Origin of the sequence: Leucobacter aridicollis, from assembly GCF_024399335.1 — a bacterium.
Lineage (GTDB): Bacteria > Actinomycetota > Actinomycetes > Actinomycetales > Microbacteriaceae > Leucobacter > Leucobacter aridicollis_A.
Genome location: NZ_CP075339.1, coordinates 3,262,714 through 3,282,433 on the forward strand (window position 1 = coordinate 3,262,714; position 19,720 = coordinate 3,282,433).

Below are 19,720 nucleotides of genomic sequence, written 5' to 3' on the forward strand. Positions count from 1 at the left end.
TCGTCACCCACGGACGACGCGCTTCCTGCGACGGCTACCTCGAGGCTGGAGGAATGCGCGTCCGTTTCAGCCATGCGTTCCGCTTCGTCAGCACCCCCAAGACCGCGATGATCGCAGAACTGCGACGCTACTGCATCGAGACGCAGGTTGACTGAGGCCTGTGCGGACAGCACGAACGACCCTTAAGCCCGTAATCTGGGAACCGCAGAAACTACCCGATCGAAACGCAACTACTTTGCCGGCCCTACGGGGTTGGCTCGCGGTCGTCGTCCTTGGCCGCGACCGTGCGCAGGAGGTGCTTGTAGCCATCCCTCGCGATCATCACGCGCATCGAAACCGTCACGACGCTACTGCCTTCGACGATCAGGGGAGCGGGGACTGATCGCGGACGCGCTGTCCACTTTGGTTAAAAGATTGCGCCGCTGTAGACGACCGCCATCTAGATGTGATGTCCAGGGACGTTGTTGAGTCGGTCGAAGGGTACGCCGCCAATCGCAGAGTGGTGTCGGTGGTGGTTGTAGAAGTGGAGCCAGCCGGGCAGCGCCAGGCGTCGTTCGGCCTCTGAACCGTAAAACCTGGCATAGGCCCAGCCGTCCCCGAGCGTGCGGTGGAATCGCTCGATCTTCCCGTTCGTCTGCGGCCGGTAGGGGCGTGTCCGCTTGTGTCGGATGCCGAGCCGAGCGCAGAAGTCCCTCCATGCGTGGGATCTGTATGCCGACCCGTTGTCGGATAGGACTCGCTCGACGGTCACGCCTCGTTCGGCGAACCAGGCCACGGCGCGTTCGAGAACTCCCACCGCTGTGCTCGCCTGCTCATCCGACCAGATTTCTGCGTATGCGACGCGGGAGTGGTCGTCGATGACTGTGTGAACGAACGCCGTCCCGGTGCGCGGCTTGTGATCTTTTCCTCGTGGTAATCCCGGAGTCGCGAGCTTGTTCCGTGCGCCTTGCTGCCGACCTACGTAACGATGTCCACCGCCGTCGGGGATGTTGCCGAACTTCGTGACATCGACATGAATCAACGATCCCGGATGAGGATGCTCATATCGCCGCAATGGCTCGCCAGTGACACGATCGATATGCGAGAGGCGGTTCACGCGGCAACGGACGAGGACCGCGTGAACAGTCGACGTCGAGAGACCAAGTCGCGCAGCGATCTGGGCTGGCCCCAGTCGAAGCCGCCAGCGCAGGTTGATGATCTTCTTCTTGACATGCTCGGGCGTCCTGCCTGGGATCCGGTGCGGCTTGCTGGAGCGATCCTGCATCCCAAACTCACCCTCTTCCCGGTAGCGGCCTGCCCATTTCCGGGCAGTGATCGGGGAGACCATGAACATCTTTGCGGCGATCGTGGCCGGATAGCCGTCTTCGACAATCAGCCGGGCTAACCGGAGACGGGCACGAGGAGTGAGAAGAGCGTTCGGATGGGTCATCAATTGGCCTCCGCCGCGGTCTTCGTAAGCGCGCGTCTGGTGAGAAGCATGATGACGAGAGCGATCGCTGTCAGCACCGAAGCGACCCAAACCGGCGCGAGCAGCCCCAGCCCGGTCGCGAGCCCGAGCGCACCAAGCACGGGCCCCGCTGCAGCTCCGATATTCAATGCTGCGGTTGCGTACGAACCGCCCATCGTTGGCGCACCCGATGCTGCATACAGCACACGCGTGATCAGAGTACTGCCGACGCCGAACGACAGGAATCCCTGAACGAGGACGAGGACGATAAGCGCGACGGGATGAGATGCGACCACTGCCAACACGATCCAGCCTGTCAGCAATAGCGGTCCGCCGACTGCGAGCACGAGGCCAGGTCGTTGATCTGATAGTCGTCCTGCGATCGTGACGCCAAGGAACGATCCGATGCCGAACATCACCAGCGCGACGGACACCCACGCTTCGGCCAAGCCCGCGGTCTCGGTCACGATGGGTGCCAGGAAGGTGAATGCCGCAAAGGTCCCTCCGTTGATCAGCGCTCCGAGTACCATGGCCAGGATGAGCCGCGGCGTCGCCAACTGGCTGAGCTCGACACGGAGCCTTGGTGAGGTCGCGCTAGTCTCGCTCCGACCAACATTGTTCGTGACGCCACGAATGACTCCAACGGCCGCGGGAATACAGAGGATGGCGATCGCCCAGAACGTCGTTCGCCAGCCCAGCGCTGTGCCGAGCAGTGCCCCGGCGGGGACGCCCACGACGGTTGCGATCGTCGTGCCGGAGAGCAGGATCGACAGTGCACGCCCCTTCTGGTTCGCTGGCACGAGGGTAGTGGCCGTGCTCAGTGCTACGGCGAGGAATCCTGCGTTTGCGAGAGCGCTGAGCACCCGGGTGATGAGCAGGAGAGAGAACACTGGTGTCATCGCTCCGATGACGTGGCTTCCCGCGAACACGAGAAGGCAAACGATCAATGTGAGCCGCGGTGGCCAACGGCGAGCGAATGCCGCCATCACTGGCGCGCCGACGACCATACCGACTGCGAATGCGGAGGTCAGCAGGCCCGCAGTGCCGACCGAGACGTCAAGTTCGGTCGCGATCGCGGGGAGCAATCCCGCGAGCATGAATTCTGAAGTGCCCATGACGAAGACCGCCAGGGCAAGCATGTAGAGGGCAAAAGGCATCGAGTACTCCGAGGTGTGAGATCAAGAAATGGTTCTTCTTGTCACCACGGCCAGCGCCCCGGGTACGCCAGACATACGCCCACACAGATCGTGGGCGTCGTAACTAGTGGTTCAAGGGGCTGGCGGTGTGACCGACAACCCCTGACCTGTCTGATTCGGGACTCGACATGCCCCAAACTCTAACATGCCTTCAATGGCGAGCGGTCTGGACAGATACTTCTTGAATCGGCACGGTGTCATTACGGGCGGGGGCCAGAACAACGTCCCTGGACATCACATCTAGCTCACGAGTGATGTCAATTGAGAAGTGATCATCCCAGTGCGCGTCGAACCACTCCGAAAGCTCGTCTGCAACCCGCTGATCGGTCTCCTCCAGGCTTAGTTCACCTTGCTTGATGAGTCCGGCTGCGGTGAAGTTTGATGAGCCAACTATTGCGCGCCGATTCTGCATCCCAGCGGCCTCATGAGTGATGTATAGCTTCGCATGCAGCGGGTCACGGGCCGCGAACTTCACTTGGAGTAGGCCGTCGGCAAGGTCCCTCTGAAGCTGGCGCAATCCAGCCATCTCAGCCCTTGACGGCACACCCCAGGTGAGCTGACGAGCAAAGTCGAGAACTGCCTGGTTCGCCCGGTTGACGGCAGTACTCATGTCCACGAGCTGTGGGCTGCCTTCGACAGACAGTCTGACCGATTCCTCGGTCGACATTGCCATACCAACTAGAAGTCGCACCTGATTGCGGCCGTCCGGCTTGGGCTGCTGCATCTTGCCGATCGCCTCACGGACGAGCCGCCAGCCACGGAGGTTGAAGTAGCCAACGCAGGCGTCAAAGGCATGCGCGTGCGGAAGCGCCTCATTGAGTGCATCTACAAGGCTGATGTCCTCATTGTCGATGATCTTGCTCATTCGTTACTACTCCCTGCTATCCGACCTACGCGTTCAAGTGCCCAGCGAACCACTGGTCCGGGCGGACTATTGCGACACGCTCGACCTCGTGTACGCCGTCGATAACAAGGACATCCCCGTAAGTTGTGATCTGAAAGGACGTGCCGTTCTCCATGGTGGCGGCAACATCCGATCCCAACCGGTCGCCGGAGTCGACGTCGACGATCTCGTCACCATCGACGACATAGAAGTGCGGCGTGAAGAACCCCCGGGCGATGTCGCCCTCAGGGTCGGGGCCGAGATAGCCGAGCAATCGCGGCGTTGTGCCGATGAACCCGCCAACGGCCCCGTCTGTGTCGATCCACAACTCGCGGCCACGCGGTTCGACCGCAGTCCAGGCGCGCACCTTGTCCGCGAAGTCGCCGGTAACTCTGGAACGCACGGACTCCATCGTTTCGGGGTGCACTACGTCACCCGCACGAGTCATGCGATAACGCAGCTCCGGGATGAGGCCGACCCAGGTGCCGCCGATGCTCGGTCGCGGCAAGTCCTCTGGTGCGTCAAGCGGCTCGGGCTCGGCCACGGCAGGAACCGCCACGGCCGAACTCGCCACGGCATCCGTGGGATAGCGTCCGGTGCGCAGGTCGCTCAGGCGCTCAATCAGCACATCGATGCGTCCGGCGATGTGCATGTCGCTGGTCTGCACGAATCCGCGCACGACCTTGGCCGCTTCTTCGAGCTGAGCGGTAGTCGGATCGTCACCGAAGTGGAACCACGTATTCCTCGCGGCGAGGATCTTCTTCGCGGCAGCTTGCTTCTGAAACTGCCTGCCGAACACGCTCAGATACGGTGAATCTTGCTCGTGGATGTAGTCGCGGAGGATCACGCCGGGATCCTGCGGCTCGAAACGGTGGTTGGGACGCCAGTTCTTGGGGTCCGCTTGCTTGAGTTCAGCAATCCGCGAGGAGAACCATTTCGGGCCGAGTTCGTCTTTCAGCATGAAGTGTGAGGTCACGTACAGATCCCAGCCGAAGGCACGCATCAACGTGAAATAGCCCTTGATGAGTTCGCCCGGCGTTTCATCCTCAGGCAGTTCGATGGTGACGTCGATGCCGCTCATGCATTCGCGCTTTCTGCAGCATCCTTGCCGTGCCCCGTCATTATTGGCATGACCCGAGTTAGGGCGTACGCCGCAAAAAGGGCGGCTGGGGCATCCGTGGGAACTTCGAGCGCTGGTTCCGCCTTGAACCTGGAAGCGCTCGGGAACAGAACGCCATATTCGCCCGTCCGCGTGGCACCCAACTCGTGCAAGCGCGCCTGAGAGTCACCTTGAGCCCAAACATCGATCTGTGACCACTCGACAGCTGCGCCTGTGGCACGACCGTTCGCACCGTATCTCAATGCCCGGAGACGGGCGATGAGTTTGTCCTCGACTAGCTTGGGGGAGATTGCACCCGCGTCCGCGAGTCGCTCGTAGTCGACCGGGCCCGCGAGGACTTCCGCAAAACCTAGTGAGATCTCGTCCAAGTCATCCCAGTGCACCAAAGAAACCTGAGCGCGTAAGCCATCGTTCGCCTTCAAGTTTGCGAGAACTGCGGTTGCAGGGCGTGCGAGCTTGTCGCCACGCCATTGGCTCGGGGGCACCATCTCTATCGCGTGCTCACCGTCAAGCAGGTCCACGCTCACGTGGCCGACTACAAAGCTCTGCATTGAGTGCCTCCTTTCGAAAATGGGCAGTAGATCAAGGTATGCGTGACCACCGACATTGATGCCGGTGGCGGCGTGGCGGGCGCGTAGTCAGGACGGCTTGGACTCCTCCGGTGCGGCTGCGCCGCCTCGGCGGACCCAGTCATCGATCTCGCTCGCTTGGAACTTCCAGAGGCGCCCGATCTTGTGGGCAGGCATACTCTTGTCGGCGATCCAGGTGTAGACGGTGTCTTTGGTGACACCAAGATGGGAGGCGATGTCGTCGGCAGACAGCCACGGCTCCGTCACGTTGATCCTCCCTCTCAGCCCGTATGGGCAGTCACTCCGATGCTATCGGAGTAGTACCGGGTTGAGTAGGGTTTTTCCGGGTGTGGTCCGGCGAGGCTCAGCAAGTTACCGATTCAACCGGTCAGCCGCTTTATTATCCAAGTATTGGCTGTCGATCGCCATCGCTGTGGATCAGAGTTCCACGCCATCGTGTGACCTGCGTCGAAGGTCTCCAGCTGCACGAGGTCTGGACGCTTTTTCGCGAGCGCGGACGAGGTCTTGATGGGAACTGAATCATCGTTGGCCCCGTGCAGGATCAGCGTCGGCACGGAGAGTTCGATGGCGCGCGCTACCCAATCGGACTCGCGAATCGGGATCCGGCCTGGAAGTCCGGTCAGTCTGGAGAGACGAGCACTGGTCAGCCACGGGACCGCGAGCAGCCCTGCACTGCGTGGGAACCCGGCGCGCTGGCAGTTGGCTTTGATGACCTCGACCCAGTTGAGTACCGGTGAGTCAAGCACGAGCCCTGCTACCAGTGGCGCATAGTCTGACCGATGCGCAATCTGCAGTGCAATCGCAGCGCCCATAGACCAACCGAACAGCACGATCCGTTCTGCACCGCGGCGCACCGCATAGCTGATCGCAGCCTCGACGTCTTCGGTTTCGGCGGCGCCGAGCGTGGAGCGACCGGATCCTTCCGTGGGCCCTTCACCGTCGTTGCGGTAGCTCACCACGAGCGAAGTAAGCCCCAGTTCCGTCGCGACCTGCACACCGCGGAGGGTGCCCGCTCGGGGGCTGCCAAGACCGTGAACGTGAATCGCCCAGATCGATGTGTCACCGTTGATTCGCCAAGCTGGCGCCAGGCCGACGGCGGTGCTGATGACGACGTCGCTCGCATCGAGCCCGGCATCGGTGGGCGAACCGAAGTAGATGCCGCTCCACGAGACTCGATCGCCTTCTCGCGGCGTGAGCCCTGGTGACAATCCCGCGACGACGCGGGCGACTTGGTTCTGGCCGCGATCCTCAACCTCGCTGCCAAGTTGCGCCCATCCGCCGTGCTCAAACCAGAGATTATACGTGCCGGGCGCTCCGGTGTCGGGAGTGCGGTCGAGTATGAGAAGTCGGCCATCGCCATCGCCCTCAACACCACGCAATGTCAGGTTGAAACGGCGTGGCCCGACTGGTGCTGTTAGCTTCCGCGCGATCGTCCACCCCAGGGCTGCACCAACCGCACCGGCCATAGCACCGCCGATCGCGAGCTGCCGCTTCATGCGTGCTCCATGCTGCTGTCGCCGCGATCCGCGCGCAAAACGATGCGCGCTACGCCAGAGTCGAGTCCCAACAGCTGCGCCTCGGCCCGTTCCAGGAGAGCTTCTTCAGCAGGCGTCACCTCGAATGTCACCCGTGGATCGATCATGGCGTCACGAATCTCAACCACTTCGCGATGCAATCGTCCTTCAGGATCGTCAAGACTGGCGCCGAGGGCATCAGTACTGCTGAGCCCGGGGCGAACGCTCGTGGCCCGCTGCCAGAGCGGTTCCAGCTCCCCCGTGATCTGCGCTATCTGCGCGCGCCGTGTGCGTTCACGCAACGACCTGACAACTGGTTGCCCCGCGAACCCGGCGCACAAGAACAGGAAAGTGAGCAGCGAGAGCGGCCCGTATACTTCGCCGAACGTGCTCATCAGTTCCAGGTGACTCGCGACATGTGCTACATCCATTACGAGGACCACGACGGCCAAACCGACGCCGCACGCCGAGCCAAGGAGCAGGAGGAGTGCGGGGATGCGCTGAATGCCGGTGCCGACGCGAAGTTGGCGTGCCGCCAACGCAAACATGGCCGCCAGGACGATGCCGCAGTAGGTGAAGCCGATCATTGAGTAGGCGGCCGTTACCGGCTGGTCGCCGAGGTCAAGCATGAATGTCGCGGTCGACGCCCCGCGGTCGATGAAAAAGAACAACACCGTCGTCGTGACCAGGGCAAGGATCAGGGCGGGGCGCCCGACGGCTGCTCGCACCAAGCGGGGACGATACTCACCAGCCTTCATCGCCGCGCGGCCCAGAAAGAAGAGCCCAATCATCAAGAGCGCGTCGGAAAGCAGAGTCGTGATGTTCGTTCCGCCAAGGAAAGGATCGACGGCCAGGTAGATCGCATCAACGTTGAGGGTCATCGCGATCGCGATCGTGACCGATGCGTACGTAATGCTGCGGTCTGGGCGCCCTCGTCGCAGGATCAGCAGGCTCGCGACGAGAACCCACATGAGGATCGCAACGAGCGTCTGGATCATCCGAAGACCTCGAAGTAGCGAGACTCCGCGAAAGCGGACCCTCGGATCCCTGCCGCGAGCCGGTCCGCGAGAGACTCCGCGGCAATCTCGGTGTCGGAATCAAGGTCCTGCCGCCTGAGCAGGCGGGCGCGAGTGTGCGGAGGAATGTCAGGCAGGAGCACGTCCGTCTCTGTGCACTCGTCGCCGTCGCAGTGGCCCAGGATCATGTGTGACAGCTCGTGCAGCACAAACTGCTGGCGATGCAGAGCCGAATCAGTGCGAGCGTGGATGATGATGTCGTCTGCGTCGGTGGTGAGCCACACCGCACACAGGCCGTCGTGATCGCCGATCTCGGCAAGCTCGACGATACGCAGGCGACGCCTCCTCCGTTGCTGCACGACACCGTAGAGATCGTCGAAGGTGAAGACACTGCCGAGGGCAAGATCCGAGACGGCCGTGGAGACGACCTGTTCGATATTCACGTTGCGCTCACCTCCTTCGAGGGCACTTCGCGGCATCGACTCGGCTACGTGAGCGACGCCGTCATTGCTTATCTGTGTGTGTCATTTCCTCATCCAGGAATTTGCTGATTGCTTGGAGCGCCTTCGGTGAAATGTCTCCAAGAGTGCGTGCCGCATACGACTTCACCTTCGCCGCACGCATCGAGCGCACGAGATCGAGCTGTGCGCTCACCTTCTCGGGAACTACGGCGTCGTTCGCGCCGATCAAGAAGTCGGTGTCGACGTCGAAGAACGATGCAAGCCCGGCAAAGACGGCGGGGTCTTGAACGTACCGGTGCCCATTGACCATGTACGTCCAGCGCGACCGTGACAGGTTGGTGCCGCGATCCCGGAGAAACGCCGCAATCTGCGAGTAGGTCGGCTCGGAGCCGGTCTCGGCGATTGCAACATCGAGCAACAGCCGCAGGCGCTTCGCAAGATCCGCGGCCGCAGCGGTGCTCTCGTCGTCGGTCATGCGCGCTGACCTCCTTCGCTCGCGGTGAGAAGCATCCTCGGCAGGGTAATCCCGGCACGTTACGCATGCTCAATATAGCCGTTGAGCATGAACAAATCAAGGGTTGCGCATGTTCAACGGTCGATGTTAGAAACGAAGCCCCGCACGTTTTGAGCATGCTCAACGCCCGGGAGTCTCTGGACCCTTCGATCACTCTTAGGGAGGTGAACCATGCCCAGATTCTGGCTGCCCACGCATTGTCGACCGCAATCGCGCCGAAACGAGTCGCTACGTCGTGCGGTTGGAACCCGCAGGGGCATCCGCAGAGTTCGTGGAGTCGCTCGCCCACCTCACCGGTGTATCGCCACGCACTCCTGCGACGTGGCGCGCCGGAGAGGAGGGCACCCGATGGTGTCGACAGAGGAACGCCGTGCCACCCGCGAAGCGAAGCTCGACGAGCTGCACGAGAAACTCACCGAAGCGGTGGAAAAGCTAGTTTCCGGCGAAGACTGGGCAGCTGCGCTCCGGTTCGCAGCCAGGTTCCGCAGCCGCTCGTTCAACAACACACTGCTCATCTGGATGCAGCACACCGCCGCTTTCGAAGCGGGACTCGTGTCCGAGCCGATGCCGTCATATGTGGCCGGGTACAAGCAATGGCAGCAGTTGGGCCGTCAGGTCGAGAGGGGGCAGCCTGGATATCAGATTCTCGCTCCGGTGACCGGTCGGTTCGCGTCGGCGACGCCTGCGGATCCAGCGTCGTGGCGGCGGCTCAACCGATTCGAAAAGCCTCGACCGAGCGAGGAAGTCCGCTCGAAGATGATCGGCGTTCGCCCCGCCTACGTGTGGGACGCGGCGCAAACTTCTGGCGACGCACTTCCAACTCCACCTGCGCCAACGCTACTGAAGGGTGACGCACCAGAGGGCCTCTGGGCGGGGTTGGCCGAGCGAATTGAGGCGGCAGGCTTTCAGCTCCTCAATGTGGAACACGAAGGCCTGATCCACGGGGCGAACGGCGTCACGGACTACATGGAGAAGACCGTCAAGGTCCGCGAGAACATGGATCCCGCCGCGCGCGTGAAGACGCTTGCGCACGAACTCGCCCATGTGCTGATGCACGGCCCTGATCAAGATGCCGCGCGGCAACACCGGGGAGTCGGCGAGGTGGAGGCCGAGTCCGTCGCGCTCATGATTGGCGCTGCACACGGGATGGACACCGGCGACTACACCATCCCCTATGTCACTTCGTGGGCTGCAAACGTCGACGGCCAGGAACCCGCGGAGATCGTGCGTGCGACCGGAGAACGAGTGCGCGCCACCGCCATGAAAATCCTCGACCAGCTGGACACGCAGATGATCGGCGACGGCACGCCCCCTGGGCTCGATCGCACCGCCGGGCGCACGAACTCCGCCCCCGCCGGGCGCGCGAACGTCGCACCAACGAGCGCGGCCAGCCCAGGGCAGGCTGCAGCGCCCGAATCGCGAGGTCTGTGATGAGCGCGGCAGACTCGTTCGTTCAGGTCCTCGACCGAACGGGCCACGAGAAAGCACTCGGTCGAAGCGCACTCGCGTTGGTAGCGAGAGGCATCCCGGTCTTCCCATGTGCCGCTGGCGGGAAGCGCCCCGCTGTCGCGGGAGGATTTCACGCAGCGAGCGCCGAAGCCGACCTGGTGTGGCGTTGGTGGACTGCGATGCCCAACGGGAACATTGGGATGCCGACGGGCGCAGCCTCGGGCCTCGTTGTCGTCGATGTCGACGTGCACGGCGCTGTCGACGGATACTCGGCGCTGGAGCGTGCGCGACGCGAAGGGCTGGTGGATGGCTGGGTCGCAGCGGTGGAAACGCCCTCGGGTGGCCTGCACCTGTACTTCCCTGCGAGCGGCGATACGGACCAGAGGTCTTGGCAGTCGGCGCGAGCGGGAATCGACTTCCGCGGCGACGGCGGCTACATCATTGTGCCGCCCTCGGCACGAGCCATCGAGGGTGAAACGCGCCGCTACACGACTTTGCAACTCGCTCACAGAATGGGTCATCCGCTCGACGCACAGCGCCTTCGAGACTTCTTGGATCCTCCGCGGCGAGCCGCGGGCCCGGGCGATGCAGTCTCTGAGATGGCGCCCGCTGATCTCACGCGATTGGCATGTTGGGTATCCCGTCTCCAAGAAGGCGAGCGGAATCACGGCGTCTTCTGGGCAGCCTGCAAAATGGCGGAGAAAGATGTCCCCACAGGCGCGGCGCTCGACGCTCTGACGGCCGCGGGTGCGTCTGCTGGGCTCAGCGAGCGCGAAGTGACGACGACCGTCCGCTCGGCCTATCGAGCCGTGCAGGGCCGGTCATCTCAACGATTACCCGCGAGCGAACCGATGACCCGACCCCACCGACCACGACCGATCACAGATTCTCGGGCCTTGGCATGAGGACCATTCGGGCCCGCCGATCGGCGATCATCACCGCTGTCGCGGGCACGGTCTTCATCGCTGCAGGCGCGTTCTGGCTATCGTTCACCTCCCTGGCGGATCTCGCGGCCCGCTCGGGCATCGGCGCGGGTCAGGCATGGGCATGGCCGCTCATTGTCGACGGCGTCATCGTGGTATCAACCGTTGCAGTTGTTGCCCTCGCCGGGTCACGCTCCGCCTGGTACCCGTGGACGCTGCTTGCTGGAGCTGCTGCGGTTTCGGTGACGGCGAACTCGATCCATGCGGTGGTCGCCGCCGATGCCGACGTTCCAAGCGTGCTCGCCGCGGCTGTCGCTGCCGTTCCACCGGTGGTGCTGTTGGCAATCACGCACTTGACGGTGCTGCTCATGCGCACGCCGGTTGCCGCTACGGAGCGCTCCGAAGACGCGCCCCTCTCGCCCCAGGAACAGGCGACCGCCTTGCGTGACGAAGGGTGGTCGAACAAGCGCATCGCGCGCGAGCTGGACGTGCATCCGTCGACCGTCGGTCGCTGGTTCGCGAGCGTACCTACCGAACATGAACGGGCGCGTTCCGCACCCGACGAAACTGAGGACGCGACATGAACGAGAACACGGCCGACGTTAGCAACCACCCCAGCGATGCGCACGCCATCGATGTCACGACGAGGCACGAAGCGGCCGAGTTGGCGAGGCTCCGCAATCAGCGCAGGGGCTCGATACGCGATCCTGCGACATACCGAGGACGCGGTGTCGAATGGGTACGCCCGACCGACCTGGTGGCTCGCAGCAGCGCACGAGTGGCCGGTGCGGGGATCAATTTCCAGTCCGAGCTACATCGGCGCACGCGCGCAGCGGCACAGGACGGCACCCGGCGCATCGCCGAACGTGCACGCCACCTCCCTCCCCTATCGGCGTTTGGGCGCGGCGCCACGCGACCGGATGCGGGCCGCAGCCCGATCGGCACCGCCTGATCGTGAAGAGCGGACATCGTCATGGGCACCTCATCAGCATCCAACCTCCCCAATCGGGAGCGGGTGCGCACCTGCGTAGCAGGAGGTGCTCTTGTCATGACCACTCACTATTCCCCGTCGCACCCTGGCGAGGACTTCACCACGAGCGAAGGGTTGCGCGCACTGCTGCACCGGTTGCACCAGTCGGGCGCCCACGCATGGAAGCACGACCGCGTAGCCGCTGAACTCGCCGCGTTCGCTGCCGAGAAGTATGGAGCGCTCGCTCGGAAACACGGGCTCGACCCGTGGGAGGCCGCGTCCGCAGCCTTCGACGTGATGCGTACTCGTTCGGCGCGCGAAGCTGACGACCCCTGGGCCGTCGTCACTCGCGGCGTGCAGATCACCTGCATCGCCGAAGAGCGCGGGCAGGGGCTGCTGTGCGCCACGCACCAAGCTCGCCGCCCGCACGTCTCCGCATTCCATGACCCTGAACGATTCGCCGACCGCGAGAATCCTCTCGCCGACTACCATCCCGCGTTCCATGTGGTCGACAACTACCTCGAAACCGATGCTGACGACGCCGACAAGAATGACGAGGTAGGCACCGCCAGACAGGCGATCGAGGTCTCAATCGGGTTGTTTGCGACGTTGGGCTGGCCTGAAAGTACGACACGGGCCGCGATCGAGCACGTGTGCGGCGCGATCGCACAAGCAGGGTCTCGGCAGAGCGCCTACGAAGTGCTGCGCCGCGACAAGCATGCTCGCGCGCTCCTCGATCTTCCCGGCGATGCGTGGTCTGCCCTGCTGCACGCACTGCTCGGACACCCGAACCCCGCGTATCGCGCAACGAGCACCGGCCGCGGCATCCTCCTTCGCATCCTTGTCGGCGAGACTCTTCCTGACCTGCTGCTCGATGACGACCTCGTGTCGATCATCGTGACGTCCGCGCCCAAACACGGGAGCGGACGATGAGCACGCATGACGGGCACATTGAGCTGGAGCGAGCTGTCGACTCAATCCACGTTGGCCATCGTCACCGCAGGGATCTCGGGGAACTCGCTCTCCTCGCCGCGTCGATCGAACGGGATGGATTGCTGCAACCGATCACCGTGACGCCGGAGGGCAATCTCGTGTGTGGTGCCCGTCGGCTGGCCGCGATCAAGCGACTGGGATGGATGCACGTCAAAGTCTGGGTGCGCTCGGGGATCTCGGGAGAACTCGCGCACCTGCTTGCTGAGCAGGATGACAATGCGCTGCACAAGTCGCTCACCCAGCTGGAGAATGCCGCGTTGTACCGGGAGATCAAGACGTTGATGGCTGAGGATGCCGCCCGTCGCCAAGAAGCATCACGATTCAGCACCGAGAATCAGCCGGGAAATGACGGTGCCGCAAAATTTGCGGCACCGTCAGACTCTGTCGGAGACGCGCGCGAGCAGGCTGCCGCCATGATCCCGGAGGGCGCCTCGCACACGACGCTGGAGAAGATCAACTACCTGCAGCAGATGGCGGAAGACGAAAGTCAGCCCGACTCCGTGCGCGAAGGCGTCACGGCCGAGCTGAAACTCATCGGCTCAGGCGCTCCCGTGCACCCGAGCTTCCAGCGTGCTCGGCAGCTCGTGACCGCAGCACAACCCGATGGTGACGTTATGGATGTGGCGAAGCTGGCTGAGGAAGCACTCGCGCGTATCAAGACCGCTCCAAAGCCCAAACGACGACCTTCACCGACCGCGCTGACCTCGCGCGTCGACGGCGACGAGCCGTGGCCGATTCGCGCATTCGTCGTCACGTGGACGGAACTCGACGGCTGGTGGCGACACTTCGACGTCGATGAACTGGCCCACCAACTGAGTGACGCCGAGATCGAGATGTTCCTGCACGTTGTTGAAGCCACCGTTCAGGTTGCGGAGCAACTCCGTGCCGCGCGGGACATCGATCGGGCGGACGCCGAGTCGGCGACCCAGGTGGGGAACCTTCGCGCCCTCTGAACCGAGACTAATGCGGCGCACCTGTCCCGCATGAAGCTTCCTACCGCTCCCCGCGCACGCCGCACTCTGATCGCCCTCATCGCGGCTCTGTCGCTGGCGATCCTTGTCTCTGGCATCGGCATCTACGGACTCATCATCGGTTCAGGGCAACCCTCCGAGTGGAACGATCCTCCATCGTCAAGTGCTGCCCCGCACACAGAACCTTCTCGTGAGCCGACCTCACCACCTCGGATCCCGTCGATCCCACGTACCGCCGACGCCGAGGCGTTCGCACGCAGCGTCGCCGCAGCGCTGTTCACCTGGGACACCGGCAGTGGGTTCCTGCCGCTCGACTACACCGCAGTCATCCTCGACGTCGCCGACCCGACCGGCTTCGAACAGTCGGGACTCGCCGCCGACATCGCTACCTACCTGCCCACGCAGAGCGCGTGGGCGCAGCTGCGACCGTACGCGACGACGCAGCGTTTGGAGATCACCTCAGTGTTCGTGCCGGATGCCTGGGCTGACGCGGTCGCGCAGGCTCGCCCAGGGCAGCTGCCCGACGGCGCCGCCGCTTACACGATCGAGGGCATCCGCCATCGATCCGGCGTGTGGAATGGCGACCCGGTCAGCGCGGAGCAGCCGGTCGCGTTCACGATCTTCATGGCGTGCCCGGCCGACGACCCTTGCTATGTCCTACGGCTCTCGCAATTGAACACTCCGCTGCGTTAGGACGACTGGCTCATGATGAAGAAGCTCGCGATCGCAGTGGTCGCCTTGATGTTGCTCGCACCGACCCTCGGGCTCGTCACCGTCGGACTGGTGGCGAATCCTGCTGTCATCTCATGTCTTGCCTCGTCGGGGCTCACCGTCGGTAACGTGCCGGACTCTCTCGTGGTCACGACCGCAAATGGCGAGACGTTCTCCCTGGACAAGCAGCAGCTCACGCACGCTACGACGATCATCACCGTCGGATCGAGCATCGACGGTGTCACGAGGGATGCCATCCAGATTGCACTGATGGCGGCGCTGACCGAGTCGACGCTTCGACAGCTTGCGAACACCGGCGCCTACCCCGAGTCCGGCAACTATCCGAACGATGGGAATGGCTCCGATCACGACTCACTCGGCCTGTTCCAGATGCGACCGCAATCGGGCTGGGGCTCGGTCGCGGAGCTGATGGATCCCGAGTATCAAGCCAAAGCATTTTTCGGCGGCCCGACCGGCCCCAACTACCCCTCGCCCCGTGGTCTTCTGGACATCCCCGGCTGGCAGAGCATGGGCAAGGGCGAAGTCGCGCAAGCCGTCGAAGTGTCTGCGTACCCCGACCGGTACAACAACTACGAGCCCGTCGCCGAGACGATCCTCACGACACTCACGCGTGGCACATCGGCAGCGACGACGACGCCAACGGCCCCTTCGTCGCCTGTCGTCGACGTGGCGGAGGCCTCGCGCGTCGTGTTCCCCTTGCCGGAGGGAACCTGGGTACACACCAGTGATTTCGGTCCGCGTACCGATCCCCTCACCGGCGAGAGTGCCTTCCACAGCGGCACGGACTTCGCAGCGCCGGATGGGACACCGATCCTCGCCGCGGCCGACGGGGTCGTAACGGTTGCCGAGTTCTCTGGAGGCTACGGCGGCCTCATCGTGATCGAGCACCGCCTCGGCGGCGTGACGGTCGCGACCGCCTATGCGCACATGTGGCAGCACGGCATCCACGTCACCGTCGGCGAGCGCGTCATCGCGGGGCAACACATCGGCGATGTGGGGTCATCCGGGCGCTCAACGGGCCCTCATTTGCACTTCGAGGTTCGACCAGGTGGAACGAACGGCGAAGCAGTGGATGCCGCGAAGTGGCTCAATGATCACAACGCCGCAGATCTCCCCGAAGCTACGGCAGGAGCCGGATGTTCCGCTCTCGGAGGCGGCCTCTGATGAACGTGTTTCCTGACTTCGGCAGCCTCAGCGGCATCGGTGATCTCAGAGCCGTGATCGGCGCGATGCTCACCATCATCCTGATCGTCGCAGTACTCATGATCATCATCAGCGCGATCACCTGGGCGATCGCCACGTCGACGGGCAACCCGGGAGTCGCCGCGAAGGCGCGTGCCGGGGTCTTTGTCGCGCTCGGAGCAGCGATCCTCGCCGGTGGCGGCGTCACGTGGGTGAACTGGCTCATCAACATCGGCGGACAGCTGTAGTACTGCTGTTGGCCTCAGGCCCTGGCGGGAACTCTCGCCAGGGCCCGTTTTATTGCGTGTGACGGAGTGCGCACCTGGCTCTCGACCCTGTTTCGTCACCGCCGCGGGCGGTGCTCACGCCAAGGAGCCACCGTGTTCGAACTCATCACGACCCTCACCGCAGTTCTGCCGATGAACATCGACGTGACGCCCAACGACTCGGGGTTACCCGGGATCGGACAGTTGCGCGTCATCGTCGGCGCCGTCATGACGATCGGGCTGATCCTGTCCGTGCTCGCCCTGATCGTGTCGGCGATCGTGTGGGGATTCGGGGCGAACTCGTCCAATCCCCACCTCGCCTCCCGCGGCAAGCTCGGCGTACTCGTCTCCTGTGGCGCCGCCATCATCTGCGGTGCCTCCGTGACGCTGATCAACTTCTTCTGGAACGTCGGGCAGCAGGTGTGAGCTTCTTGAATCCCCCAACTTCGAGAGCAATGCCATGAGTGTCTGTGATATCCCCGTCATCGCCAATGTGTGCGACGCGGTCGGTGAAGGCGCCGCAACGCTGGTGTCTGCCCCATTCGACTGGCTGGCCGCGACGATGGGGCAAGCCGCCGGATGGCTCATCGCAGCCATGTGGACCATCTTCGACAGCACCACCCTCGTCGACGTCCAGTCGCAGGGCTACCTCGACGTCTACAACCTGCTCTTCGGTATCGGTGTCTTCATTGTGCTGCTCTTTTTCTGCTTCCAACTCATCCTGGGCCTGATCCGGCGCGAACCTGCTGCGCTCTCACGCGCGGCGCTCGGGGCAGCAAAGGCCGTGCTTGGTTCGTTCGTCGTCATCACGCTGACGGCAACGGCGCTGGAGATCGTCGACCAGCTCTCCATCGGCATCGTCCAAGCCGCGGGAGAAACAACCGAAACGATGGGCGATAAGATCGCGCTCCTCACGGCAGGCCTCACCACGATCAATATCGCTGCGCCCGGCGTCGGAGCGATCATCACGATCTTCCTCGCTGGGCTCATGATCTGCGCGGTCGCGATTGTCTGGTTCTCACTCATCATTCGCAAAGCTCTGCTGCTCGTGGCAATTGTGCTTGCGCCGATCGCCTTCGCGGGCGCTGCATGGGATGTCACTCGCGGATGGATCGGCAAATGGGTGGCGTTCGTCGTCGCCCTGATCGTGTCCAAGCTCGTGCTGGTCGTCGTGTTCCTCGTCGCCATCACTCAGGTCTCGACACCGATCGAAGCTGACCTCGCCTCCGTGACCGAACCGATCTCGGGCATTGTGCTGCTGTTCATCGCCGCGTTCGCGCCCTACATGGTTTACCGATTCATTTCGTTCTTGGGTTTCGATCTCTACCAGGCGATGGGAAGCGAGCAGGAAGCGAAGAACGCCGTCAACCGGCCCGTTCCTGTTCCGTCGAAGCCGCAAGGCGACGGCGTGAAGAAGGTCCTTGATGGCGGTTCCGGGGGTGGTTCCGGCGGTAGTTCCGGCGCAACTCCCGCATCGAGCGGTGCGGGAGGCGCAACGGCCCCAGCGGGAGCGAGTACCAGCAGGGCAGCCGCCGGTGCCAAGGCGGGAACCGGCGCGAGCGGAAGTGCTGGAGCCAGCGCTGGAGCCGGAGCGGGCGCTGGTGCTGGAGCTGCCGCGGCGGCCGGGCCTGCAGCAGCCGTGATCATCGGAGCCGAAGTTGTCAAGGGCGCAGCGACCGCCGGGCCGAAGCTCGGGCAGGCGATCGGCGGCACCGCCGAAACAGCGATGACCGGCGCAGGTGAAATCGGGGCTGCCCCGTCTGCGACGCCGACTGCAACAGCGGCTCCCTCTGTGCCGCAACCGCCAGCACCACGATCAGACCCCGCACCGCCCAGCACCCCGCGGCCCCGGCCAAACGGCAAGGAGTGACCGATCATGCCGAAGAATCACGACGTTCCACGCGCCGGTGACCTCGTCCCGGTGAAGTTTTCGCGACTGACCCGCCGAGGGGTCCTGCTCGGGCTGTCGCTGTCGCAACTTGTCGCTCTCGGCCTCGGGGTCGGCACGCTCGTGTGGGCGTTCTACGCTGGCGGCGGGATTCTCATCGCGTTCTCCGCACCCGTGTGGCTTGCCGCGGCGGCCGTGGTGTGGATCCGGATCGCGGGGCGCGCGGTCGTCGAGTGGATCCCCGTAGTCATCTGGTGGATATGGAAGACCACTGGCGGGCAACTTCTCTACCGTCGACGAGTTGTGAAACCTCGGCCCGCGGGGACTCTCGCGCTTCCCGGCGACATGGCGCGGCTCCGCGAGTACGACGACCCCGCCACCGGCGCAGGAATGGTGCATGATCCGACCGCTGAAACGCTCACGGCGATCGTTGCCGTCTCGCATCCCGCATTCGTGCTCCTCGACCCCGGCGAACAGGAACGCCGAGTCAGCTCGTGGAGCCGGGTGCTCGCAACCGTCTGCCGCTCAGGACGCATCTCGATGCTCCAGGTGCTGGAACGCACGCTGCCCGACTCTGGGACAGGGCTTGCCGAATGGTGGGCATCACACGGCAACGCCGACGCCTCCTGGGCCTCGACCACGTATGCCGAGCTGATCGACCGCGCCGGGCCCGCCGGAGAACGTCACGCGACCACGCTGTCTCTCTCCCTCGACATGCGTGCGGCATCCCGCCAGATCCGCACAGCCGGTGGTGGCATTCGTGGCGCGGCAGCTGTGCTGCGTCAAGAAATGTCGACGCTGATTGCCGCGTTGCGGTCAGCCGATCTCTCGCCGTCATCCTGGTTGACGTGTGGCGAGATCGCGGTCATTCTCCGATCGGCGTACGACCCGGCCGTCGCGGCGACGCTTGAACGCCACGGTGAACTTGGTCAGTCGCTCGCCACTGCAGGACCCGTGGCCGTTAACGAGTCCTGGTCGAGGCTGCGCACCGACTCGGCCTTCCACGCAGTGCTGTGGATCTCGGAATGGCCAAGGTCGATGGTGTACCCCGGGTTTCTCGCGCCGCTGCTGCTCTCAACCGGGATCCAGCGATCGTTCTCGCTTCTGTGCACCCCAATGCGCTCCGATCAGGCGGCGCGCGACATCCGTAAGAAGAAGACCGAGTACATCTCGGACGCTGCCCAGCGTCAGCGGATCGGCCAGATCGAGGATGCATCGCAGACGGCAGAGTTTCACGACGTGCTCCAGCAAGAGGCCGACCTCACTGCCGGGCACGGAGTACTCCGCTACACGGGTCTCGTCTCTGTCTCAGCACGTACCGCAGACGACCTCGACGCCGCAGTCGCCGCCATCGAGCAAGCCGCCATCCAAGCCTCCTGCGAGACGCGACTCCTCGTCGGCCAGCAGGCACAGGCATTCACCGCCGCCGCGCTGCCTCTGTGCCGGGTGGTGTGAGCAGGACCTCGAAGTCGCAGCTCATGGATGCGGTTCGATAGTTGATCGTCATGACCGCCAGTCGGAAGGATTACTCCTGGCCGCACGTTTCGGGCAACCTCGGCGTCATGTAGCCGCGGTCATATGGTATTCGCCTGAGTACTGGATCAA

The 19,720-nt window shown here is 63.8% G+C and carries 22 protein-coding genes and 1 pseudogene; 12 read left to right on the top strand and 11 right to left on the bottom strand.

What is annotated here, in order from left to right; all coding sequences use genetic code 11:
* Window positions 1-439: 439 nt before the first annotated feature.
* The 11 genes from KI794_RS14645 to KI794_RS14690 all read right to left on the bottom strand — a co-directional run bounded on the left by KI794_RS14645 (window position 440) and on the right by KI794_RS14690 (window position 8,702).
* On the bottom strand, window positions 440-1,429 hold the full coding sequence (locus tag KI794_RS14645; protein WP_011273866.1) for an IS481-like element IS5564 family transposase: 990 nt from the start codon (window positions 1,427-1,429) through the stop codon (window positions 440-442).
* Window positions 1,429-2,604 carry a chloramphenicol efflux MFS transporter Cmx gene (gene cmx, locus KI794_RS14650; protein ID WP_047217927.1) on the bottom strand — a complete coding sequence of 392 codons (1,176 nt, stop codon included), beginning with the start codon at window positions 2,602-2,604 and terminating at the stop codon, window positions 1,429-1,431. The genes KI794_RS14645 and cmx overlap by 1 nt, the downstream gene beginning before the upstream one ends.
* Window positions 2,605-2,625: 21 nt before the next feature.
* Entirely contained in the window at window positions 2,626-2,679 is a 54-nt protein-coding gene (locus KI794_RS16300) for a chloramphenicol resistance leader peptide (protein WP_011113070.1), read from the bottom strand.
* 115 nt (window positions 2,680-2,794) lie between these two features.
* On the bottom strand, window positions 2,795-3,508 hold the full coding sequence (locus tag KI794_RS14655) for a phospholipase D-like domain-containing protein (RefSeq protein ID WP_255808504.1): 714 nt from the start codon (window positions 3,506-3,508) through the stop codon (window positions 2,795-2,797).
* Window positions 3,509-3,533: 25 nt separating this feature from the next.
* Window positions 3,534-4,607, bottom strand: coding sequence for a hypothetical protein (locus tag KI794_RS14660; RefSeq protein ID WP_255808505.1), 1,074 nt, complete (start codon window positions 4,605-4,607; stop codon window positions 3,534-3,536).
* A complete protein-coding gene (locus tag KI794_RS14665) occupies window positions 4,604-5,197 on the bottom strand; it encodes a hypothetical protein (protein WP_255808506.1) in 594 nt (197 codons plus the stop codon). The genes KI794_RS14660 and KI794_RS14665 overlap by 4 nt, the downstream gene beginning before the upstream one ends.
* An 87-nt stretch (window positions 5,198-5,284) precedes the next feature.
* Complete coding sequence (locus tag KI794_RS14670; protein ID WP_255808507.1) at window positions 5,285-5,482, bottom strand: helix-turn-helix domain-containing protein; 198 nt, start codon at window positions 5,480-5,482, stop codon at window positions 5,285-5,287.
* Between the two features lie 113 nt (window positions 5,483-5,595).
* On the bottom strand, window positions 5,596-6,732 hold the full coding sequence (locus KI794_RS14675; protein WP_255808508.1) for an alpha/beta hydrolase: 1,137 nt from the start codon (window positions 6,730-6,732) through the stop codon (window positions 5,596-5,598).
* Window positions 6,729-7,748 carry a DUF6545 domain-containing protein gene (locus tag KI794_RS14680; protein WP_255808509.1) on the bottom strand — a complete coding sequence of 340 codons (1,020 nt, stop codon included), beginning with the start codon at window positions 7,746-7,748 and terminating at the stop codon, window positions 6,729-6,731. Before KI794_RS14680 ends, KI794_RS14675 begins: the two co-directional genes overlap by 4 nt.
* On the bottom strand, window positions 7,745-8,209 hold the full coding sequence (locus KI794_RS14685; protein ID WP_255808510.1) for a hypothetical protein: 465 nt from the start codon (window positions 8,207-8,209) through the stop codon (window positions 7,745-7,747). Before KI794_RS14685 ends, KI794_RS14680 begins: the two co-directional genes overlap by 4 nt.
* Before the next feature lie 61 nt (window positions 8,210-8,270).
* Complete coding sequence (locus KI794_RS14690; RefSeq protein WP_188034668.1) at window positions 8,271-8,702, bottom strand: hypothetical protein; 432 nt, start codon at window positions 8,700-8,702, stop codon at window positions 8,271-8,273.
* A gap of 387 nt (window positions 8,703-9,089) precedes the next feature.
* On the opposite strand from KI794_RS14690, the gene KI794_RS14695 reads away from it, so the two are divergent.
* The 12 genes and pseudogenes from KI794_RS14695 to KI794_RS14750 all read left to right on the top strand — a co-directional run bounded on the left by KI794_RS14695 (window position 9,090) and on the right by KI794_RS14750 (window position 19,570).
* A complete protein-coding gene (locus KI794_RS14695) occupies window positions 9,090-10,172 on the top strand; it encodes an ArdC-like ssDNA-binding domain-containing protein (protein ID WP_255162119.1) in 1,083 nt (360 codons plus the stop codon).
* Entirely contained in the window at window positions 10,172-11,095 is a 924-nt protein-coding gene (locus KI794_RS14700) for a bifunctional DNA primase/polymerase (protein WP_255162121.1), read from the top strand. The genes KI794_RS14695 and KI794_RS14700 overlap by 1 nt, the downstream gene beginning before the upstream one ends.
* Window positions 11,092-11,697: a DUF2637 domain-containing protein gene (locus KI794_RS14705; RefSeq protein WP_255162123.1), complete on the top strand. Its 606-nt coding sequence runs from the start codon at window positions 11,092-11,094 to the stop codon at window positions 11,695-11,697. Before KI794_RS14700 ends, KI794_RS14705 begins: the two co-directional genes overlap by 4 nt.
* Window positions 11,694-12,065: a hypothetical protein gene (locus tag KI794_RS14710; protein WP_255808511.1), complete on the top strand. Its 372-nt coding sequence runs from the start codon at window positions 11,694-11,696 to the stop codon at window positions 12,063-12,065. Before KI794_RS14705 ends, KI794_RS14710 begins: the two co-directional genes overlap by 4 nt.
* Before the next feature lie 96 nt (window positions 12,066-12,161).
* The gene (locus tag KI794_RS14715; RefSeq protein ID WP_255162126.1) at window positions 12,162-13,016 is read left to right on the top strand and encodes a hypothetical protein; all 855 of its coding nucleotides are present in this window, start codon (window positions 12,162-12,164) and stop codon (window positions 13,014-13,016) included.
* Window positions 13,013-14,029: a ParB N-terminal domain-containing protein gene (locus KI794_RS14720; RefSeq protein WP_255162128.1), complete on the top strand. Its 1,017-nt coding sequence runs from the start codon at window positions 13,013-13,015 to the stop codon at window positions 14,027-14,029. The genes KI794_RS14715 and KI794_RS14720 overlap by 4 nt, the downstream gene beginning before the upstream one ends.
* A 30-nt stretch (window positions 14,030-14,059) precedes the next feature.
* Window positions 14,060-14,740 carry a hypothetical protein gene (locus KI794_RS14725; RefSeq protein ID WP_255162130.1) on the top strand — a complete coding sequence of 227 codons (681 nt, stop codon included), beginning with the start codon at window positions 14,060-14,062 and terminating at the stop codon, window positions 14,738-14,740.
* Window positions 14,741-14,752: 12 nt separating this feature from the next.
* Window positions 14,753-15,919: pseudogene (locus KI794_RS14730) on the top strand (M23 family metallopeptidase); the annotation flags it as partial.
* A gap of 23 nt (window positions 15,920-15,942) precedes the next feature.
* Entirely contained in the window at window positions 15,943-16,209 is a 267-nt protein-coding gene (locus KI794_RS14735; protein WP_255162132.1) for a DUF6112 family protein, read from the top strand.
* 171 nt (window positions 16,210-16,380) lie between these two features.
* A complete protein-coding gene (locus KI794_RS14740; RefSeq protein ID WP_223160667.1) occupies window positions 16,381-16,653 on the top strand; it encodes a DUF6112 family protein in 273 nt (90 codons plus the stop codon).
* A 34-nt stretch (window positions 16,654-16,687) separates the two neighbouring features.
* A complete protein-coding gene (locus tag KI794_RS14745) occupies window positions 16,688-18,097 on the top strand; it encodes a conjugal transfer protein TrbL (RefSeq protein ID WP_255162134.1) in 1,410 nt (469 codons plus the stop codon).
* A 6-nt stretch (window positions 18,098-18,103) separates the two neighbouring features.
* Window positions 18,104-19,570, top strand: a complete 1,467-nt coding sequence (locus tag KI794_RS14750; protein WP_255162136.1) for an SCO6880 family protein — start codon at window positions 18,104-18,106, stop codon at window positions 19,568-19,570.
* Window positions 19,571-19,720 lie beyond the last annotated feature (150 nt).